Here is a 1,312-nt window from a genome sequence, read left to right as displayed (position 1 = left end):
CGGGCGCCGCCGGGCGGGGCGCGCCAAGGCGCCCCGCGCGCGCCGCGATCAGCGGCTGCGGAAGCTGTCGTGGCAGGCCTTGCAGCTGTTGGCCGTGGGGCCGAAGGCCGCCTTGAGGGCGTCCAGGTTGCCGGTCTTGGCGGCCGCCAGCAGCTTCGGGGCTTCTGCCTGGAATTTCTGGGCGTGCTCGGTGAACTTGGCGGTGTCGCTCCAGACCTCGGGCTTGGCCTTGGTGTTGCCCTTGTCCGTGCCGGGGCCGAAGGCGGTCCAGGGCAGCGACGCCAGCGAGGCGATCACCTCGGCGTCGGCCTCGGCGGCCTTGGCGTCGTAGGGCGCCTTGCCGTTGACCATGGCGCCGATGCGGCCGAAGTGCTGGCCGATCACGAACAGCGTGCTCTGGCGGTACTTGATGGCGTCCTCGGCCTTGGCGAACTGGGCGGCGGCCGGTTGCGTCAGCAGCAGGGTGCCGGCGGCGGCCGCGGCGAGGGCAAGGGTCTTGATGTGCATGGGTGTTACCTCTGGGTCGTTCGGAGAAAGACGGAAAGCGGCGAGAGAAGCCCCGGCGCATGCCCCGGCTCCCCCGCCGCCCACGCGGCCGACGGGGGCCGCATGCGGCGCGCAGTATCGCGCCGTCGGGGTGGCCCCGCGCCCGCATGCACCCAGGCCGCGCTCGGGTATGTTGCAGCGCAACATGCGTCCGCTGGGCACAATCGCCGCAGGCGCCCCGGCGCTGCCCCTGGATTTCCGCCCTCGCCCATGCAGCACACCATCCGTATCTGGGACCTCCCTACCCGCCTGTTCCACTGGAGCCTGGCCGCGGCCACCATCGCCATGGTGGTGACTGCGAAGGTCGAGGGCGCCATGCAGTGGCACTTCCGGCTGGGCTACGTGGTGCTGGCCCTGCTGGTCTTTCGCCTGGCCTGGGGGCTGGTGGGCGGGCGCTGGTCGCGCTTTGCCAGCTTCCTGTATTCGCCGGCGGCGCTGTGGCGCTACCTGGGCGGTCGCAGCGATGCGGCGCGCGACCACGCCGGGCATTCGCCGCTGGGGGCGCTGTCGGTGTTCGCGCTGCTGCTGGCGCTCGCGCTGCAGGTGCTCAGCGGCCTGGCCAGCGACGACGAAATCGCCTTCACCGGGCCGCTGGCGCGCTACCTGCCGGGCCTGTGGGTGGGCCGCGCCTCCTGGTACCACGGCGACGTGGGCGAATACGTGGTCTATGTGCTGGTAGGGCTGCACCTGCTGGCGATCGCCTTCTACACGCTGGTGCGCCGCCGCCCGCTGGTGCGCGCCATGGTGACCGGCGACAAGCGGCTCG

At 72.2% G+C, this 1,312-nt stretch carries 2 protein-coding genes; one reads left to right on the top strand and one right to left on the bottom strand.

Annotated features, from left to right (window positions below; all coding sequences use genetic code 11):
* Window positions 1-48: 48 nt before the first annotated feature.
* On the bottom strand, window positions 49-507 hold the full coding sequence (locus tag A612_RS07540) for a c-type cytochrome (RefSeq protein ID WP_019373895.1): 459 nt from the start codon (window positions 505-507) through the stop codon (window positions 49-51).
* 249 nt (window positions 508-756) lie between these two features.
* Here A612_RS07540 and A612_RS07535 point away from each other — a divergent pair.
* The coding region (locus A612_RS07535; RefSeq protein WP_019373894.1) for a cytochrome b/b6 domain-containing protein at window positions 757-1,312 on the top strand (556 nt) is incomplete at its 3' end.

The sequence above is a fragment of the Melaminivora alkalimesophila genome (genome assembly GCF_000282995.1).
Taxonomy (GTDB): domain Bacteria; phylum Pseudomonadota; class Gammaproteobacteria; order Burkholderiales; family Burkholderiaceae_C; genus Melaminivora; species Melaminivora alkalimesophila.
This window is presented reverse-complemented; position numbering and strand designations above follow the sequence as displayed.